Source organism: Actinomadura hibisca NBRC 15177 (genome assembly GCF_001552635.1).
GTDB lineage: Bacteria > Actinomycetota > Actinomycetes > Streptosporangiales > Streptosporangiaceae > Spirillospora > Spirillospora hibisca.
The window spans coordinates 32,486-48,526 of the sequence record NZ_BCRO01000032.1 but is presented as its reverse complement, the minus strand read 5'-3'; the positions used below and the strand labels follow the sequence as shown (position 1 = coordinate 48,526).

Sequence of the window (16,041 nt, the reverse complement as noted above, 5' to 3'; positions counted from 1 at the left end):
TTCGCCGTTCAAGAACGTTTTTGTCGGAAGGCTCCCCTAAGTTGATCCCCATGACCGACCAGCCCCCCACCTGGGCCGACGAAGACGCCCTGGTCCTGCCCGAGTCGTGGCGACGCCAGCTGCACCCCCGGCGCGGCGGGACGTCCGAGACCGCCGTCCGTGTCGACGCGAAGGCGCGGGAACGCGCCGAGAGCCTGATCGCGGCGTCCGGGGCGGCGCTGGCCGCGCTGTCGTCGCCGGACGCGACGCTGGACGAGGCCGCCCGGCGCCACCTGGCGGGCGAGCCCGACCCGCTGGGCGCGGCGGTGGTGTCGGCGGTCGTCGCGCGGGCCGTGCTGGACAGGGCGGAGCTGCCGACCGCCGAGCTGAACACGTTCGTGGACGCCTGGGCCGCCGAGCACGGCCTGCCGTTCGCGGTGTGCGCGCTGGTCGAGGCGGTCCACGTCGTCAGCCTCCGGGACAAGGGCAGGGAACCCCGCGTCCAGAGCAAGGCGAACGACAACGTCGAGGCGGCCGGAGCCCTGCGGCGGATGCGGCAACTGCTCGCGACCGTGGACGACCACGAGCACACGGCGGTCGTGAAGTGCCTGGAGGCGCACCGCGGGAAGGGGATCCGGCAACTGGTGGCCGCCTACCTGGTCCCGTCGCGACACGACTGGGTGACCGAGGCGTGCGTGGCCTCCCTGCAGGGCGGCGGCTACTACACCGCCCGCCCGCTGCTCCTGACCTCCCTGAGCACCGCCGAGCACATCGCCGCGCTCAACGACTCCCAGCTGAACTGGGGCGAATGCAACCTCACCACCCTCGGCAACCTGCTCGACGGCCTCGGCGCGGACGCGCTCCCGCTGCTGCTCCGCACCCTCGACCGCTCCTACCTGGACGCCACCGCGTACCGCCGCGTCCTGGACGCGCTGACCCTGGTCCCCGGCGACGAGGCGTTCCAGGCGCTGATCGACCGGCTCGACGCCAAGCACGTCCGGCCCGCGCTCCTCACGATGGCCCGCCGGTTCCCGCACCGGGCCGTGCGGCTGCTGAGCCCCGTCGCCGACGACCCGCGCGTGACCCCCATCCTGGTCGCCGTCCTGCGGGCCACCCCCGAACTGTCGCTCGACGGCCTGCCCGACAAGGTGCGCGCCGTCCTCGACACCGGCCCGGCCGTCCCCGAGGCGGCCCCGGAGGGCCTGCCCGCGCTGCTGGTCTCCCCGCCCTGGACGCGCGAGCGCACGGCGGCCAAGCCCGTCGTCGTGCCCGGCCTGACCCCGCCCGCCGACCGCCGCATGGTCTGGGCCCCGGGAGAGCGGGAGCAGTGGGGCAGCGGCGACGTGTCGCGCTGGAGCGACGACCACGGCCCCGGTACCGACTGGAAGAGGGCGATCCGGCAGCTCCAGGCCTTCCGCCACCAATCCCTTCCTTATACCGCCGCCTTGCTGATCAAGGGGCCGGCGAACCTGATGCGTCCGGTCCTCCGGGAATGGCGGCCCCACGAGTACTGGGACGCGGACGACAACGTCTGGGCGAAGGCCCTCGTCGCCCGCTATGAGGAGGACGCGTACCACGTGGCGTTGAGCGGTGCCAAGGCCAGCCCCGCGGCCTGCGGCGTCCTGCTGCTGCCCTACCTGAACGCCGAGGCCGCCGCCGTCATGGCCGACGCGCTGGCCCGGCTGAAGTCGGCCCGCAAGACGGCCGTCGCGTGGTTCGAGCGGCACGGCCTCGCCGCCGTCCCCCTGCTGGTGCCCGACGCGCTGGGCAAGAAGGCCAGGCCGCGCGCCGCCGCCGAGGCCGCCCTGCGCCTGGTCGCCGCCCGCGCCGGTGCCGACGAGGTCGTGGCGGCGGCGCGCGAGGAGTACGGGGACGTCTCCGCCGACGCGGTCGCGGCGCTGCTGGCCGCCGACCCCCTGGACATCCTGCCCAAGAAGCTGCCCGAGGTCGGGGAGTGGGCCGCGCCCGCCATGTTGCCGCAGGTGCTGCTGCGCGGCCGCGAGCGGGCCCTGCCGCCCGAGGCGGTCGGCCACCTGGTCATGACGCTGGCGCTGTCGAAGCCGGGCGAGGTCTACCCCGGCGTCGAGATCGTGCGGGAGGCGTGCGACCCGGCGTCGCTCACGGCGTTCGGCTGGGCGCTGTTCCGGGAGTGGGAGGCCAACGGCGCGCCCAGCAAGGAGAACTGGGCCTTCACCCAGCTCGGCCTGCTCGGCGACGACGCGGCGGTGCGCGACCTCACCCGGATGATCCGGGCCTGGCCCGGCGACGGCGGGCACGCCAAGGCCGTCGTCGGCCTGGACGTGCTGGCCGCGATCGGCACCGACGTGGCGCTGATGCACCTGCACGGCATCGCGCAGAAGGTGAAGTTCAAGGGCCTCCGGTCCCGCGCCCAGGAGAAGATCGGGGAGATCGCGGAGAAGCTGGAGCTGACCCCCGACCAGCTCGCCGACCGCCTGGTCCCCGACTTCGGCCTCGACGCCGACGGCGGCATGGTCCTCGACTACGGTCCGCGCCGCTTCACCGTCGGCTTCGACGAACAGCTCAAGCCGTACGTCCTCGACGAGACCGGCAAGCTCCGCAAGGCGCTGCCCAAGCCCGGAGCCAAGGACGACGCCGAACTCGCCCCGGCCGCCTACCAGCGCTTCGCCGCGTTGAAGAAGGACGTCCGCACCTCGGCCGCCGCCCAGATCGCCCGGCTGGAGGCCGCCATGGTCGGCGGCCGACGCTGGACGCCCGGCGAGTTCGAGACCTACTTCGTGCGCCACCCGCTGCTGTGGCACGTCGCGCGCCGCCTGGTCTGGCTCGCGGACGAGACCCCGTTCCGCATCGCCGAAGACCGCACGTTCGCCGACGTGGAGGACGACGCCTTCGCCCTCCCCGAGGACGTGCGGATCGGCATCGCCCACCCCCTCCACCTGGGCGAGAGCGCCGAGGCGTGGGCGGAGGTGTTCGCCGACTACGAGATCCTGCAACCGTTCCCGCAGCTCGGCCGCCCCGTCCACACCCTCACCGACGCCGAGCGTGCGAGCGGCCGCCTCGAACGCTTCGTGAACCTCACGGTCCCGGTCGGCGACGTCCTCGGCCTGGAGCGGCGCGGCTGGGAGCGCGCCGTCCCGCAGGACGCCGGGATCGAGCCGTGGGTCTCCAAGCCGCTGCCCGGCGGCCGGTGCCTGGTGCTCAATCTGAACCCCGGCATCATCGTCGGCCTGGTCACCGAGTACGGCGACCAGAGGATCGAGGACGTCCGGATCACCGACCGCACCGGCTACTACTGGGGCCGCACCGAAACGCGCCGCACCTTCGCCGAGCTGGACCCGGTCACCGCGAGCGAGCTGCTGGCCGACCTCACCGCCCTGGCGGACAAGGCGGCGAACAAGGCATGAGCGACGAGGACACCCCGGTGCCCCCGGCCGTCGAACGCGACCGCATCGACACGGTGCTCGGCCGCACCGTCCTAGCCCTGACCGACCTCGCCGACGCCGCGCGCTGACCCGCGCCGACCGAGAAAGACACCCGATGACCGAGCAGATGGTGCAACGCCCGCCCGCCGAGGTGCGGTTCGCCGACGAGCTGGAGCGGCTGCGCGAGACCGACACCGCGCCCCGGCCGCCCGGCTGGGCGCTGAGCCTGGCGGCCGCGCGCCGCTTCGTCGTCGGCGACGACGAGCTGGGGGTGCGCCGCAAGTTCGTCGGCGACCCCTCGCTGATCGACCGCGCCCTGGTCACCCTGGCCACCAGCCGCGGCCTGATGCTGGTCGGCGAGCCCGGCACGGCCAAGTCGCTGTTGTCGGAGCTGGTCGCGGCCGCGGTGTCGGGCGACTCCACCCTCACCATCCAGGGCGGCGCGGCCACCACCGAGGACCAGATCAAGTACTCCTGGAACTACGCGATGCTGGTCGCCGAGGGCCCCTCCACCCGCTCCCTGGTGCCCGCGCCGCTGCTGCGCGGCATGGCCGAGGGCAAGGTGGTGCGGTTCGAGGAGATCACCCGCTGCCCGCTGGAGGTGCAGGACTCGTTGTTGTCGCCGCTGTCGGACCGGGTGCTGGCGGTGCCGGAGCTGATCGGCCCCGACGCCATGGTGTTCGCCCGCGAGGGCTTCAACGTCATCGCCACCGCCAACACCCGCGACCGGGGCGTCAACGAGATGAGCGCCGCCCTCAAGCGCCGCTTCAACTTCGAGACCGTCTTCCCCATCGCCGACTTCGCCACCGAGCTGGACCTGGTGGAGGCCGAGGCCGCCGCGCTGCTGGAGCGCTCGGGCGTGCAGGTGCCGCCGCGCCGCGACGTGCTGGAGGTCCTGGTCACCACCTTCCGCGAGCTGCGGTCGGGCAAGGCGTCCGACGGGCAGGCGATGGACCGGCCGTCCACGGTGATGAGCACCGCCGAGGCCGTGTCGGTCGCGCACGCGGTCGGGGTGCGCGGCTGGTTCCTGCGCGGCGAGGCCGGGAGCGCCGCCGACATCGTGGAGTGCCTGGCCGGGACCGCCGCCAAGGACAGCGCCGACGACCTGACCCGGCTGCGCCGCTACCTGGAGCAGCAGGCCGCCCGCCGCCCCGGACCGCAGTGGAAGGCCCTGCACGCGGCCCGCCACCTGCTGCCGGGCCGGTGACCGCACCGGTGCCCGTGCTGGAGGATGCGCCGGAGAACGTGCCGGGGAACGTCGCCTTCATCGGCGTCCGGCACCACAGCCCGGCGTGCGCGCGGCTCGTGCGGCGCACGATCGCCGAGCTGCGCCCCGCGCACGTGCTGGTGGAGGGCCCCGCCGACTTCAGCCACCGCCTCGACGAGCTGCTGCTCGGCCACGGCCTCCCGGTGGCGATCTACAGCCACCACCGGGAGGCCGACCGGCTGCGCTCCTCCTGGTCGCCGCTGTGCGCGTACTCGCCGGAGTGGGTCGCCATCACCGAGGGCCGCGCCGCCGGGGCGCAGGTCCGCTTCATCGACCTGCCCGCCTGGCACCCCGCTTTCGCCGACCGCCGCAACCGCTACACCGACGCCGAGGAGCGCTACGCCGAGGTCACCGCCCGGCTGTGCCGCAAGTTCTCGGTCGACAACGGCGACGCGCTGTGGGACCACCTGGTCGAGATCGAGGACGACGACGGCCTCGCCGAGCGCCTCGCCACCTACTTCGACCTGGTGCGCGGCGAGACCGACGCGGGCGAGGACGACACCGCCCGCGAGGCGTACATGGCGCGCTGGATCAGGGCCGCCGTCGCCGACGCGGGGAACCGGCCCGTCGTGGTCGTCACCGGCGGCTTCCACCGCCCCGCCCTCCAGCGGCTGATCGCCGAAGAAGGGGCGGAGGAGGGCTGGCCGGAGGTGCCGAGCCCGCCCGACGGCGCGACCGGCGGCAGCTACCTGGTGCCCTACTCGTTCAAGCGCCTGGACGCCTTCACCGGCTACCAGTCCGGGATGCCGTCGCCCGAGTACTACCAGCGGTTGTGGGAGAGCGGCCCCGAGGCCGCCGCCGACGCCCTCACCGAGATCGTCGTGACGCGGCTGCGCCAGCGCAAGCAGGTCGTCTCCACCGCCGACCTGATCGCCGCCCGTACCCTCACCGAGGGCCTGGCGCGGCTGCGCGGCCACCGCGCCCCCGCCCGCACCGACCTGCTGGACGGCCTGGTCGCCGCGCTGGTCGGCGACGACCTGGACCAGCCGCTGCCGTGGACCGGGCACGGCCCGCTCACCGGCGGCGCGCACCCGGCCGTGGTGGAGATGGTCAAGGCCCTCAGCGGCCACCGTGTCGGCCGTCTCGCGGCGGGCACGCCCGCGCCGCCGCTGGTCCACGACGCCACCGCCGAGCTGGAACGCCACGGCCTGGACAAGGCCGGGCAGGTCACCCTGAAACTGGCGACCGAGCGCGGCCTGGCCCGCAGCCGCGTCCTGCACCGGCTGCGGGTGCTGCGCGTGCCCGGCTTCGAGCGCGACTCCGGGCCCGCCACCGGCGGCGATCCCGTCATGGAGGAGCGCTGGACGCTGGCGCCCTCCGACGACCGGCTGCCCGCCCTCATCGAGGCCGGGGCCTACGGCGCGTCCCTCGCCGACGCGGCCGCCGCCGTCCTGGACGAGCGCCTCGCCGCCGCCGGGTCGCGCGTCCGCGTGCTGGCCGCCGTGCTGTTCGACGCGGCGCTGTGCGGCTGCGCCGACCTGTCCGGGCAGATCGTCGGGACGTTGCGGGCGGGCCTCGCCGCCGCGTCCGACCTGGGCGACCTCGGGCACGTGCTCGCCACCGTCCTCGGCCTGTGGCGGCACGACCGGCTGCTCGGCACCGCCGGGAGCCCGCTGTTCGCCACCGTCATCGAAGGCTCGGTGCAGCGGGTGTTGTGGCTGGCCGAGGGCGTCCGGGGCGGCCCCGCCTCCGCCGACCTGGAACGCCTGCACGCCCTGGCGGCCACCCGCGACGCGCTCCGGCACGCCGCCGGGCCGCTCGGCCTGGACCGCGAGGCCGCGCTCGCCGTCGCCCGCCGCGTCGCCGCCGCCACCGACGCGCCGCCCGACCTGCGCGGCGCGGCGTTCGGGCTGGCCTGGTCGCTGGGCGACGCCGGGGACGCCGCACGCGCGGTGCGCGGCATGTCCGCGCCCGGCGTCCTCGGCGACTGGCTGGCCGGGCTGTTCGCGCTGGCCCGCGACGAGGTGATCGCCACCGAGGGAACGTCGGAGGACCCGACGATCCTCGCCGTGCTGGACGAGCTGGTCGCCGGGCTCGCCGAGACCGACTTCCTGGTCGCGCTGCCCGCGCTGCGGCAGGCGTTCGAGTTCTTCCCGCCCCGCGAGCGCGAGGCCATCGCGCGCGGCCTGCTGGAACGGCGCGGCCTGCGCGGCTCGCCCCGCGCGCTGCTGCGCACCACCGCCGACCCCGCGCTGCTGGCCGACGCCGCCGCGCTGGAACACAAGGCCAGTGCGCTGCTGGCCGCCGAGGGACTGCTTCCGGAGGAACGACCGGCATGACCACCCCGGACCTGGAACGCTGGCGCATGATCCTGGGCGCCCCCGCCGAGCGCCGCACCGGCGGTCTGTCCGGCGACGCCGCCGCGCGCGACGCCGCACTGGACTGGCTGTACGGACGCGATCCCGACCTCGCGCGGCGCGGCGTGCGGCGCGGCGGGGGAGGGGAGCGGCCCGAGAACCGGCAGGCCGGAGACGGCGCGTCGGTCGTCCACGCGGTGGACTGGCTGGACGCGGTGCACCGGCTGTTCCCCCGGGAGACCATCGAGCGGCTGGAGCGCGACGCCGTCGAGCGCTACGAGATCCACGAGATCGTCACCGACCCCGCCGTGCTGGAGCGCGTCGAGCCCGACCCGGCGCTGCTGCGCGCCGTCCTGCGCACCAAGCACCTGATGAACCCCGAGGTGCTGGCGATGGCGCGGCGCATCGTGGAGGCGGTGGTGCGCGAGCTGATGGACAAGCTCAAGGTCGAGATCCGGCGCTCCTTCCACGGCGCCCGCTCGCGCCGCCCCAGCAACTTCAAGATCGCCCGGGACTTCGACTTCAAGGGCACCGTGCGCGCCAACCTCGCCCACTACCGGCCCGACGAGCGCCGCGTCTACATCGAGCACCCGCGCTTCCTGTCGCGCACCGCGCGGCGGCTGGAGCAGTGGCAGCTGATCCTGCTGGTGGACCAGTCGGGCTCGATGGCCGGATCGGTGATCCACTCGGCGGTCACCGCCGCGTGCCTGTGGGGGCTGCCCGGCCTCAAGACGCACCTGGTCGCGTTCGACACCGCCGTGGTGGACCTCACCTCCGACGTCACCGACCCGGTCGAGCTGCTGATGCGCGTGCAGCTCGGCGGCGGCACCGACATCGCCAAGGCGGTCGCCTACGGCGCGTCGCTGGTGGAGAACCCGCGCCGCGCCATCGTCGCGGTCGTCACCGACTTCTACGAGGGCGGCGACGCGCACGCGCTGGTGCGGTCGGTGCGCCGCCTGTGCGAGCAGGGCACGCACGTGCTGGGGCTCGCGGCGCTGGACGAGGAGGCCAACCCCGACTACGACCGCGACATGGGCCGCCGCTGGGTCGACGCCGGGGCGCACGTGGGCGCGATGACGCCGGGGATGCTCGCCGACTTCGTCGCCGAGAGGATCGGCCGGTGACGCGCGCCGACCTGCTGGCCCTCACCCCCGACTCGCTGGCCGCGCTCGCCAACCGGGGCCTGGTCAAGCGCGCCGCCAAGGACGTGGACGCCGGGAACGCGCCCGAGCTGGAGACGGCCGCCGACGGCACCGTCACCGGCGTGTTCGCCGACGGCACGCGCACTGTCCTGCCCGCCGGGGCCGGGCTGGAGGCGGCCACCTGCACCTGCGCCGCCCAGGGCGTGTGCCGCCACCGCCTCGGCGTCGTCCTGGCCTACCAGCGGTCGGCTCAGAACGACGCTCCGCAGGAGGACGCCGGGCCCGCCGCCCCCGAGTTCACCGACTGGTCGCCGGGCTCCTTCGGCGACGACGCCCTCGCCGAAGTGCTCGGCGAACGCCCCCTCGCCGCCGCGCGCCGCGCCCTGCGCACCGGCTACGCCGCCCGCGTCCACCGGCCCACACCGGCCGACCCGGTCGCGTCGGTGGAGCTGGCGACCTGCACGGTGCGGTTCCTGGTGCCGGGCGAGCTGGGCTACGTGCACACCGACGCTGCCGCGCCGAGCCGCGGCGAGGTGACCGTCCTGGCGGTGTGGGCGTTCCGCGCCGCCGACGAGCGCGGCCTCACCGCCGCCGACGTGCGCGTGGACGTCGGCGGCGACACCGGGGGCAAGGGCTCCGGCATGGCGGACGCGCTGGAACTGGCCGGGCAGCTCCTGCTGGACGGCGCGATGCACGCCGGACCCGTCCTCGGCGTCGCGCTGCGCCGCACCGCCCGCGACCTGACCGCCCGCGACCTGCACTGGCCCGCCGCCGCGCTGGAGGAGACCGCCGTCCAGCTCGACGGCTACGTCCAGCGCGACGCCCAGTACGACCCCGAGCACTTCGCGGCCCTGCTCACCGAGATCCACGCCCGCCACCGCGCCTCCCGCCACGAGAACGGCAGCCCCCGCTCGCAGATCCTCGGCACCGACGAGAGCGCCGACACCCCGCTGCGCCGCATCCGGCTCGCCGCCCTCGGCTGCCGCGTCGGCGGCACCGCCGAGCGGCGCACCGCCGACGTCTACCTCGCCCACCCCGCCGCCGGGATCGTGCTGGTGCTCGGCCGCACCTGGAAGACCGCCGAGGACCAGCCGCTCACCGGCCACGACTTGGCCGGACGCCGGATCGCCGGGGCGGGCCTGCGCGCGTTCGCCACCGCCAACGTCGTGTCGGAGACCGCCTCGCGCGGCCCCGGCCGCAACGTGCGCCTCGCGCCCGGCCGCGTCGCCAAGACGACCGTCACCCCGCTCGGCGACACCTGGGAGAACCTGCCGCCCACTCTGCTGGCCCGCGACCTGGCGGCCCTGGACGCCGAGGTGGCGGCGCTGCCGCCGCGCCTGATCCGGCCCCGCGTCGCCGCCGAACTGGTCCGCGTCGTCCCCGTCGCCGAGGTGCGCGCGCTCGGCTACGACCCCGGCGGCCAGCGCCTGGAGGCCGTCATCGCCGACGAATTGGGCACGACCGCCGTCGTGTCGGCCCCCTACAACCCGCACGCGCCCGGCTCCCTGGACGCGCTGGCCGACGCGCTGCGCGACGGCCCGCGCCTGCTGTCGGGCACCGTCCGCCGCACTCACGGCGGCCTGCTCATCGACCCGATCGCGGTGCTGGCCTCCAGCGGCGTCGTGGTGCCGGACCTGGCCCCCGGCGACGGCGGCACCGCCCTGGACATGCACGGCGAACCCGAACCCGAACCGCTGGCCGCCGCCCTCGCCGAGGCGCTGTCGATCTGCGCCGACGCCGCCCACCGAGGCCTGCGCCACCTGCCCGGCGGCACCCCGGCCGCCATCGAACGCGCCGCCAAACGCCTGGCCGACACCGGGCTACGCGCCGCCGCCACGTCGCTGCGCGCATTCGGCACGGCGCTAGGCGGCGACGACCCGCAACAGGCCGCCGACGCCTGGCTGGACACGCAGATCCGCCTGCTCACCACCCAGGAACTCAGGTGAGGCGGGCGGCCCGGATCACCCGATGCGCACCGTCTCCACCCAGACGGGCGGCTCGGGTGCGCCCGCGCTCGTGTCCGTCGTCTCGCCGATCAGCACTGCGATGAGCCTGCACCCGACGGGCTCGTCCGGCCACGGTGTCCAGCCGTCGGTCAGCACGATCACCACGTCGGGGCGCTCTCGGGCGGCCAGTGCGGCGGTGATGCCCACCCGCATGTCGGTGCCGCCGCCCCCGGCCAGCCCGATCTGCTCCACCGCGCTCACCCGTGACACCGCCTGCACGTCGGCGTCGCAGGCCAGTACGGCCAGCCGCCGGGAGCCGACGCCGACCTCGCGTAGCACCCCGGTGACCTCGCCCAGCGCCGCCGCCAGGTCGTCGTCGCCCATCGACCCCGAGGTGTCGATGACGACCGCCACGCTCGGCAGCGGCCGTCGCAGGCTCGGCAGCACGACGCCGCGCAGCGCCGGGGTCCGGCGCGAGGGCCGCCGGTAGGTGTAGTCCACCGCCCCGCCCGCCCATGCGACCGCCTCGCGCACCGCGCCTGCCAGCACCCGCCGCCAGTCCACGACCGGCTCCAGCACCTGTTCCGCCCAGCGCTCCCAGCCGCCCGGCAGGGTGCCCCGGCTCCGCCGGTGGGCGCGCATCGCCTCGGCGGCGGCGCGGCGCAGCGCCTCGGCCTCCACCCCGCCGACCCCGGCGGGCCCGTCGGCGCCGCCCAGCTCCCAGTCGCCCGGACGCCCGTGCGCGCCGGACCCGCAGTCGTGCGGCGCGGGCTGGGGCGGCACGCCCGCCAGGTACTCCTCGAACAGCCGCCCGCTCGGCAGCCCGAACAGGCCCGGCTCCATCCGGCCCGCGGGCAGCGGCAACCCGTCGGCGAGCAGGTCGTCGTTGATCTCGCAGTCCTGCGCGATGTTGAGCCGCGCGTGGTCGCGCTGGTCGGCGGCCGGGAGCCGCGCGGCGCGGCCGTGGTGGTCGCGCAGCAGGTGCGCGACCTCGTGGATCCACACCCCGGCCAGCTCCGGCACCGGCGTGCGGTCCACGAACTCCGGCGACACGTAGCAGCGCCAGTGCCGGTCCACGCCCATGGTCGGCACCCGCGAGGTCGGCACGACCGTCAGCGCGTACAGCGCCGCCGCCAGGTAGGGGCGGTCGGCGGCGGCCCGGTAGCGGGCGGCCAGCAGCTTGGTCCGGTCCAGCGGCGTTCGATCCGGTGGCGTGCGGTCCGGCGGCTCGGTCGGGCTCATCGGCTCAGGTCCGCAGCGCGCCGGACAGCTGGAGCAGCTCCACGAACGCGTCGACGCCGTCGGGCACCGGCCAGTCCAGGTCGCGCATCGCCGCGAGGTCGGCGGCGGCGCGGGCCGCCACGTCCGGCACGCCCGCGTCCACGGCCTTGGCCAGCACCTCCCAGCCCGCCTCCCAGCGCCGCCGCGACGGCCGGGACTGCACGGCCGACACCACCGCCGTCAGGAACGCGAGCTGCCGGTCGCCCCGGTCGGGCAGCGCGAACCGGCCCGGGTCGGCCAGCACCCGGTCGGGGTCGGGCAGGTCGAGTTCCTCCAGGTAGGACAGCAGTTCCAGGCCCGCGCCGTCGCCGACCGCGCCGACCACCGCCGCCGACACCGCCTCCCGCGCCGCGCCGGTCGCGTACCCGGCGGCCAGCAGCCGCAGCGCCATCTCCCACGAGCGCGGCGACGGCCACGCCCCGCCGCGCGCCTCGGCGTCGCCGGGCAGGTGGTGCACCAGGCCCGGCCGCGCGGTGAGGAAGCCCGACACCGCGCCGCGCGCCCGCGCGACGGCCGTGCCGACACGGCCCGACTGGACGACGGGGAACGCGGCCTCGGGCCAGGTCCCCGCCATGCCGCGCGCGACGGTGCGCGGATCGTGCGTCCAGCGCAGGTGCACGAACCGGTTGGCCAGCGGCGGGCTGAGGTGCCAGCCGTCGGCGGCGCTGGACGGCGGGTTGGCCGCCGCCACGACCCGGACCGGCTCGGGCAGCGTCAGGCTGCCCACGCGCCGCTCCAGCACCACCCGCAGCAGCGCGGCCTGCACGGCGGGCGGCGCGGACGACAGCTCGTCGAAGAACACCAGGCCGCGCCCCGCCGCCGCCAGCCGCACCGCCCAGTCCGGCGGGGCCATCGGCACGCCGGTGGCGGCGGGGTCGTCGCCGATCACCGGCAGCCCGGCGAAGTCGGACGGCTCGTGCACGCTGGCGATCACCGTCTCCAGCGACACCCCCAGCCCGGCCGCCAGCCGCTCCATGCCCGCCGACTTGCCGATGCCGGGCTCGCCCCACAGCAACACCGGCAGGTTCGCGGTGACGGCGAGCGCCAGCGCTTCGAGCTGCACGTTGCGCGCGGGCTCGGTGCGCCAGGCGCGGGCGGCGCGGTTCAGCTCGTCGGCGGCGGCGAGGGGGTCGTGCGCGGGAGTGGTCATCGGTTGCTTTCCTTGTGGTTCACGGCAGGAAGTCCAGATCGGTGCGGCCGAGCCGCCGCGCCCGCCACGACAGCGGGCGGGCGTCGGCCTCGGTGACGCGCGGGTTCGCGCCCGCGTCGAGCAGCGCCCGCACCGCGTCCGCCGACCCGTGCTCGCGCACCGCGACCTGCAACGCCGTGCGCCCGTCGGCGTCCAGCACGTCGATGTCCAGCCCGGCGTCCAGCAGCCGGGGGAGCAGCGCCCGGTGGTCCATCAGGTGCGCCATGTGCAGCAGGGTGCGTCGGCGCGTGCCGCGCACGTGCGTGTCCACCCCGGCGTCCAGCAGCCACAACACCCCGGCGGTGTCGCCGTGCTCGGCGCGCAGGAACAGGTCGCGCACCTGCTCGCGCAGCTCGTGCGGCAACCAGCCCCAGCCGTCCTTCCAGGCGAGCACGACGGCCGTGCAGCCCGAGACCGAACCGCCCAGCGCGCGCAGCGTCTCTTCACGCCGCTGCTCCTCGGCGGTGTGCGGTACTTCCAGCTGGCCCTTGCGCAGCACGATCTGGTGCCGTTCGCCCTGGCAGCGGACTCGCAGCGGTTCGGGCGCGGGGGGATCGGGCGGGCCGACCGGCCCGTCGGCCGGAGGGCGGGCGGGGAACAGCGCGTCCCGGACCAGCGGGTGCAGGCCCTCGGGCGCGAGCCGCCCGTCGTGCAGCAGTACCAGGTCGGGATGCCGCTGCCAGACCGCCAGCGGGACGCACGGCGTGCCTTCGGCGGACGACGTGTGCAGGCGCAGATCCGCCAAGGTCAGCGAGAGGCGGGGACGGGCGTGCGTCCAGAACATCACGCTCTCCGTGCCGAGCGCGCGGAGCCTGGCGATCTCCTGCGCCAGCAGCGTCAGGTCGGCGCGCATCGGGCCCAGCAGGCCCGCCCAGTGAGCGTCGCTGGTGCCCGGCGTCGCGAGCACCTCCGACAGGCCCACGGCGTCGAGCGCCTCGTCGTACCTCCCGAGGTCCTGGAGGCGGCCGATCCATTCGGCGAACGCGACGGGATCGGCCCGGCCCGGGTCGGCGTCGGGCAGCTCGTCGCCGGTCAGCGGCGTGCCGTCGGCGCGGAAGCCGGGCAGCCGGTAGCCGCCGTACCGGGTGCGCAACCCGGCGGTGTGCCGGACGTCCCACAGGCAGCGGTGACCGCTCCAGTCCTCGACCGCGACGAGGACACGGCTGCCGGGCGGCCCGTCGGCCTGCGGCGTGCCGAGGCGCAGCCGCAACCGTTGCGGGGCCTCGCGCGCCGGAGGGGTGAGCACGTGCAGCGTCCGCCCGCCGTACTCGCCGAGCAGCAGCGTGCGGTGCGGCACGATCACGCACGTCTCGGACGCGAAGCGCGGCAGGTGCCAGCGCAGCAGGTCGGGCGCGAAGTGGCGCAGGTCCTCTTCCAGCTCCGGGGTGAGGTAGGCCGGGTCTATCTCCACGTCGACCTTGGCGGCGGCGCACGCGCCGCGCCAGTCGCCGGCCGACCGCCGCTCGGCGGCCCGCTCGATCATCGGGCGCGGCACCGCGTACCGGCGGGCCCGCTCCCAGGCCGCCTGCTCGGCCACGGCGGTCGGGTCGAACGGCTTCGCCCCGGCGGGGACGGACAACGATGACACGTGACTCCTCGGCGGATCGGAAGGTCAGGCGAAGCGCGAGCTGCGGACGGGACCGGGGGAGGGCACGCGGTCGCGCGCCCCGTCCAGCCACCGGTCGGCGACGGCGGTGACGAAGGCGGCCAGCAGGTGGTCGGGGTCGTCGGGCGTGCCGCCGTCGCCGAGGTCGGGCGCGGGGTCGGCGGCCAGGATGTCGTCGGCGATCGCCTCGGCGGGCCGCGCGTCGGCCTCGGACCGGCCCACCGACCCGTCGGGGGCCTGCCGCAGGACGCCGTCCCACTGGGCGGCGGCGTGCTGGTGCAGCAGGCCCGAGACGTCGGCGCTGACGGCGGGCGGATCGGTCCAGCAGGTGGCGTGCTCGTACAGGACCTGGCCCGGCGCGCGCTCCCACAACGCGCGCAGCACGTCGGGGGCGGCGGCGTTGAGGTCGTAGGCCACCACCAGCGTGCCGGGACGGGCCGAGAACGGCTCGGCGGGCACGCCCAGCAGCCGCGCGGCCGCCAGCCCCAGGATCCGCCCGGACCGGTCAGGCAGCAGCGCCACCGCCTGCGGGCGCAGCCCCGTCGTCTCCAACACCAGGCGCAGCCGCAGCAGGCCGCGCAGGCAGCTCTCGTAGCCGACGCCGGTGTAGGCGTAGCGGCCGGTCATGCCGTCGGCGAACCCGTAGGGCGACAGCTCGGCCAGGACGCCGCCGGTGAGTGTGAAGTGCCAGCCGCGCAGGTCGCGGTCGTCGGCGGGCCGGGCGGCGTCGGCGCGGCCGAGCATCCGCTCCAGCCGCGCGCGGGCGGGCAGCCACCCGCTGTCCTCCGGCGGCGGCAGCCGGTCGAACTCGGCGCGGGCGCGGGCCAGGTCGCCCGCCATGAGCGCGTTGTAGGCGATCAGGTAGCGGTCGGGCCAGGGCCGGAGCGCGCCGGACGAGCCGTCGAGCAGGGTCACGGCCTCGGCGTGCCGCTCCTCCTGCTCCAGCGCCTCGGCCAGCTTGAGCAGCGCCGCGCGGGCGTCGGGGACGATCTCCAGCACCCGCCGCAGGACCGGCACCGCCAGGAAGGCGACGCCGCGCTCGACGCACGCGCCGGCGAAGCCGTACAGCTCCCGCGCCCCGTCCGGTTCGGCGATCACGGCCGCCGCGGCCGCGCGCAGGTCGTCGAAGCCGGACCGGGCGGCGGCGGGCTCCATCAGCCGCGCCACGTCGGCCACCGGCATCCGGCCGGCGCTGGCCCGCAGGTGCCGCAGCAGCCCGCCGACGTCGCCCGCCTCGACCAGTGCGCGGCCCCGCGCGAGTTCCTCGCTCATGCGAGCGAACGCTACCGGCGAGGTCCGACGGAAATGTACCTCTTTTAGAGGAAGCTCCCCGTGCTGCGTGCGCCCGGTGCGCGGCCGCAGGAGAGACACGGGTCTCGTTTGGCGCGCGCGTCACGGGTAGATCCATGGACGCGACGTAGCCGCTAAGGAGGGGCAGAGATGACCACCGAGAAGGTCCCGCACACCGACACCATCGGCCTGGGCACGCCCCAGGGCGACCCCGAGACCACTCCGGCGCGCGTGCGCGACGACAGCGCGCGCACCCGTGACAACCTGCACGAGACCACCCTCAAGGACCGGGCGACCGGCAAGAAGGCGTGGTCGGGCGCCGGTGTCGCCGGAGTGGCGGCCGGGCTGGTGGCGGTCGTGTTGTGGCGCCGGCACGCCCGCGCCAAGGCCACCCGCTGGCAGCTCGCCAAGGCGCGGCTCGGCAGTGCCGCCGGCACCGCCAAGGCGACCGCCGCCCCCGCGCTGGGCACCGCCGCGGTGACGGCGGGCAAGGTCGGCCGCAAGGCCGGCAAGGCGGGTGCGGCCAAGGGCAAGGCGGGCGCCGTCAAGGCCAAGGCAAAGGCCGCCGAGACGGCCGCGCGGGTCCGCTCCTGACCTTTTGAGAGCCCGTGACGGGCGGCGGGGCCCCGGCCCCGCCGCCCGT

10 protein-coding genes are annotated in these 16,041 nt (G+C 76.0%); 6 read left to right on the top strand and 4 right to left on the bottom strand.

Features of this window, described 5'->3' with window-relative positions:
- The first annotated feature begins 50 nt into the window (after nucleotides 1–50).
- The 5 genes from AH6_RS16650 (at nucleotide 51) to AH6_RS16630 (ending at nucleotide 10,032) form a co-directional block, all read left to right on the top strand.
- On the top strand, nucleotides 51–3,362 hold the full coding sequence (locus AH6_RS16650; protein WP_067480521.1) for a DUF4132 domain-containing protein: 3,312 nt from the start codon (nucleotides 51–53) through the stop codon (nucleotides 3,360–3,362).
- Between the two features lie 133 nt (nucleotides 3,363–3,495).
- On the top strand, nucleotides 3,496–4,587 hold the full coding sequence (locus tag AH6_RS16645) for an AAA family ATPase (protein ID WP_067480518.1): 1,092 nt from the start codon (nucleotides 3,496–3,498) through the stop codon (nucleotides 4,585–4,587).
- A complete protein-coding gene (locus AH6_RS16640; protein WP_218005854.1) occupies nucleotides 4,584–6,926 on the top strand; it encodes a DUF5682 family protein in 2,343 nt (780 codons plus the stop codon). The genes AH6_RS16645 and AH6_RS16640 overlap by 4 nt, the downstream gene beginning before the upstream one ends.
- Complete coding sequence (locus AH6_RS16635; protein ID WP_067480515.1) at nucleotides 6,923–8,068, top strand: VWA domain-containing protein; 1,146 nt, start codon at nucleotides 6,923–6,925, stop codon at nucleotides 8,066–8,068. The genes AH6_RS16640 and AH6_RS16635 overlap by 4 nt, the downstream gene beginning before the upstream one ends.
- The gene (locus tag AH6_RS16630) at nucleotides 8,065–10,032 is read left to right on the top strand and encodes a YehQ family protein (RefSeq protein WP_067480511.1); all 1,968 of its coding nucleotides are present in this window, start codon (nucleotides 8,065–8,067) and stop codon (nucleotides 10,030–10,032) included. The genes AH6_RS16635 and AH6_RS16630 overlap by 4 nt, the downstream gene beginning before the upstream one ends.
- A gap of 15 nt (nucleotides 10,033–10,047) precedes the next feature.
- Here AH6_RS16630 and AH6_RS16625 read toward each other — a convergent pair whose 3' ends face one another.
- From AH6_RS16625 to AH6_RS16610, 4 genes are read right to left on the bottom strand one after another with little or no spacing between them, the layout of a single operon-like run.
- Entirely contained in the window at nucleotides 10,048–11,274 is a 1,227-nt protein-coding gene (locus AH6_RS16625; RefSeq protein ID WP_067480509.1) for a vWA domain-containing protein, read from the bottom strand.
- Nucleotides 11,275–11,278: 4 nt separating this feature from the next.
- Nucleotides 11,279–12,463, bottom strand: coding sequence for an AAA family ATPase (locus AH6_RS16620; protein WP_067480506.1), 1,185 nt, complete (start codon nucleotides 12,461–12,463; stop codon nucleotides 11,279–11,281).
- Between the two features lie 19 nt (nucleotides 12,464–12,482).
- Entirely contained in the window at nucleotides 12,483–14,090 is a 1,608-nt protein-coding gene (locus AH6_RS16615) for an ankyrin repeat domain-containing protein (RefSeq protein WP_157431522.1), read from the bottom strand.
- Nucleotides 14,091–14,114: 24 nt separating this feature from the next.
- Nucleotides 14,115–15,380 carry a hypothetical protein gene (locus AH6_RS16610; RefSeq protein ID WP_067480498.1) on the bottom strand — a complete coding sequence of 422 codons (1,266 nt, stop codon included), beginning with the start codon at nucleotides 15,378–15,380 and terminating at the stop codon, nucleotides 14,115–14,117.
- A 168-nt stretch (nucleotides 15,381–15,548) separates the two neighbouring features.
- On the opposite strand from AH6_RS16610, the gene AH6_RS16605 reads away from it, so the two are divergent.
- A complete protein-coding gene (locus AH6_RS16605) occupies nucleotides 15,549–15,992 on the top strand; it encodes a hypothetical protein (RefSeq protein ID WP_067480495.1) in 444 nt (147 codons plus the stop codon).
- Nucleotides 15,993–16,041: the final 49 nt, after the last annotated feature.